The organism is Blautia sp. AF14-40 (assembly GCF_003479665.1).
GTDB classification, from domain to species: Bacteria; Bacillota; Clostridia; order Lachnospirales; family Lachnospiraceae; genus Fusicatenibacter; species Fusicatenibacter saccharivorans.
Genome location: NZ_QUHK01000079.1, coordinates 1 through 2,933, shown reverse-complemented (window position 1 = coordinate 2,933; position 2,933 = coordinate 1). Strand labels below are relative to the sequence as shown.

General features: G+C 47.6%; 3 protein-coding genes. All 3 read left to right on the top strand.

The features are described 5' to 3' along the window. The first annotated feature begins 175 nt into the window (after positions 1-175). The 3 genes from tnpA (at position 176) to tnpC (ending at position 2,891) form a co-directional block, all read left to right on the top strand. A complete protein-coding gene (tnpA, locus tag DWW13_RS18185) occupies positions 176-559 on the top strand; it encodes an IS66 family insertion sequence element accessory protein TnpA (protein ID WP_117762081.1) in 384 nt (127 codons plus the stop codon). Continuing rightward, a complete protein-coding gene (tnpB, locus tag DWW13_RS18180) occupies positions 547-912 on the top strand; it encodes an IS66 family insertion sequence element accessory protein TnpB (protein WP_226906458.1) in 366 nt (121 codons plus the stop codon). Before tnpA ends, tnpB begins: the two co-directional genes overlap by 13 nt. 314 nt (positions 913-1,226) lie before the next feature. After that, the gene (gene tnpC / locus DWW13_RS18175; protein ID WP_117762083.1) at positions 1,227-2,891 is read left to right on the top strand and encodes an IS66 family transposase; all 1,665 of its coding nucleotides are present in this window, start codon (positions 1,227-1,229) and stop codon (positions 2,889-2,891) included. Positions 2,892-2,933: the final 42 nt, after the last annotated feature.

Genomic DNA, 2,933 nt, shown 5'->3' with positions numbered 1-2,933 from the left:
GTAAGCGATGAATAATCACCCGGTTTTTCATCTCCTCAAATTTGTGAGATAATCTCCTCAAAGGAGTGGTCTCTCTTACTCTTCCAGTTTTGGCACTTAGGAGCATTTTACTTCAATCTGTTCCGAGAATCTATGCTAATTCCACTCCAAATACAAGAACAGGAGTTGAATACTTATGACACAAAGAAATCCAAGACGTACCGATGAAGAGTGGCTCAGCCTAATCCAGGAATGCCGTTCCAGCGGTCTCTCTGACAAATGCTGGTGTGAGGAACATCATATTCATACAAGTAACTTTTACTACCAGATACGAAGGCTCAGAAAGAAAGCCTGTACGATCCCGGAACCTATTCATTCTACTTTTTTAGGAAAGCAGGAAGTTGTCCAGCTGGCTTTTGGGGAAGCGGTTCCCTGTCCATCCGTCAGCCCGGCTGTTCCAGAGATCTCTTCTGATACTGCTGTAAAAATAGCATACCATGGCATTCAGATCGAGATCACAAATGCAGCACACCGTGAGACCATATCCAATATCCTGTCTGTGCTGCAGTGCCTTTGTTAGGTGACTTGTCCGGTGTATCAAAGATCTTCGTGATAACCGGCCGGACAGATATGCGCAAGAGTTTTGATGGCCTCATGGCGATCATACGTGATGTTTACGAACTTGATCCCTACGCAAATGCGGTTTACCTTTTCTGTGGAAGGGACAGCCGCAAACTCAAAGCATTGCATTTTGACAAGGATGGGTTTGTACTTTTGCAAAAAAGGCTTGATGGAAGCGGCAGGTTCCAGTGGCCCCGGAATGCTTCGGAAGCCCGGCTCCTGACCCGTCAGGAATTCCGCTGGCTTATGGAAGGCCTTTCTATCGATCAGCCCAAAGCGATCAAAAGCGGTGGGAAAAAGAAGGATTTTTAATATTTTGTGCAAAACGGAGAATTTAAAGATCCTGTATTTCCAGTTCCGGAAAGGTGCTCTTACCGTTATCCACAGTCAGACCTTCTTTGTCCAGGTGTCATGTGGATGATGTCTGGATGGACAGGTCTCCTGCCAGAAAGGATGTGGATATCTTTCTAAAGAGGATGGAAAATCCGTATGCAGTCTTATTCTTTTGGGAGAGATATCCACATATGGGATACCGTCAGATTGACGGTACCAGCATTTCCGGCAGTTTGCCATCTGGCTGATATTTTCTTATAATAGTAGTAAGAAAACAAAGGACGGAGACCGCTATGCCGCTTGATGCCGAGGAAATGATCCAGCTTCTATTAAAAACGAATAAAGAACAGGAACAGACGATCACTGACCTGAGAGCAACCATAAAGGATCTGCGCAGTACCATTGCAAACCTGAATGAAACACTGGATGAGCTGAAGCGGAAGCTCTTTGGATCATCCAGTGAAAAGACAAAGGCTTCCCAACCAGTAGAAGAAACCGTCCCAGAGGCGGAGCCAACGACAATTGTAAAAGAGCATAAACGGGTCAGAAAGAAGAAATCCGTCCGTGCCGATCTGTACGAGGCCCTTCCCGTAGTAGAAGTTCCATGTGATATCCCGGAAGAAGAACGTATCTGTCCGGACTGTGATTCCAAAATGGAACATCTGGGCTATAAGTTTGTCCGGGAAGAGCTGCGCATCACCCCAGCAAAGGTCGTCCGGGTACGGTATATGCAGGAAACCCTTGTTTGCCCGGTATGCCGTGAAGAAGATGAGACGACCATCCTGGAAGGGAAAACACCAACGCCGCTTCTTGCACACAGCCCCGCTTCACCAGATATGGTTGCAACTGTCATGTACCAGAAAAGCTTCCTGCACCTTCCCTTTTACCGGCAGTCAAAGGACTGGCTTGAAAAAGGAGTGCCTGTCCCAAGGGAAACGGCGGCACACTGGTATAACTACTGTGCGCTGAACTATCTCCTTCCGGTCTATGAGGTCCTGCATCAGGAACTTCTGAAGAGGGAGGTACTCCATGCCGACGAAGTCCCATGCCAGGTCCTTCATGAAGAAGGGAAAAGTGCCACCTCAAAATCCTATATGTGGATCTATCTGAGCGGGACGGATGGGCTACCGCCCATTATCCTGTATGATTATCGGCCAGGACGTAGCGGGGATCATCCGATTGAATTCCTGTCCGGTTTTACCGGGCTGCTCCACTGCGATGGATATGCTGCATACGGAAGGATCGAGGACGTTATCCTAGTATGCTGTCTCGCCCACTGTAGACGTAAGTTTTTTGAGGCAGTCCCAAAAGCCCGTCAGAAAAACCTGAAGCTGCTGGATATCAATTCCGAACAGGAGATCACGGAACCGCCGGAAGGGACTGCTGCAGATGAGAAGCTGCTTCCTGCCGAAAAGGGTGTCGCATTCTGTAACCGCCTCTTTTACCTGGAACGTCTTTACAAAGGATTTCCAGCAGAAGAGCGAAGTCAGAGACGCCAGGAAAAAGAACCGGCTGTCTGGAATGAATTCTGGAGCTGGCTGGACACACTGGATCCTGCAGGAGGGAGCAAACTAGAAAAGGCAGTGAACTATGCTCTTAACCATAAGGAAACCCTTATGAATTATCTGCTGGATGGAAGATGTGAGATCTCCAATAACGCAGCAGAACGCCGGGCAAAAACTTATGTGACCGGGCGTAAGAACTTTCTGTTTCATGATACTACCAACGGGGCAATAGCAAGTGCAATCGTATTAAGTATCATAGAAACAGCAAAGGCGAATGGCCTGAACATCTTTCAATATCTGTACACTCTGCTGCTGTATATGCCGGACTACAAGGATGAGCCCGCAGGCATAGAAAAGCTGATGCCATGGAGTGATTTCATAAAGGAAAGATGCACAGGCATAACAGATATCGAAAACGTAAGACCGGAAAATCGTGGGAACCTGAACATTTGAGGTTCCCTGGAGGTCGTGAACGGGTGATTATTCATCGCTTAC

What these genes read in the sequence shown, in the direction of transcription:
- tnpA (WP_117762081.1), top strand. Translation starts at nt 176, where the DNA reads ATGACACAAAGAAATCCAAGACGTACCGATGAAGAGTGGCTCAGCCTA.
- tnpC (WP_117762083.1), top strand. Translation starts at nt 1,227, where the DNA reads ATGCCGCTTGATGCCGAGGAAATGATCCAGCTTCTATTAAAAACGAAT.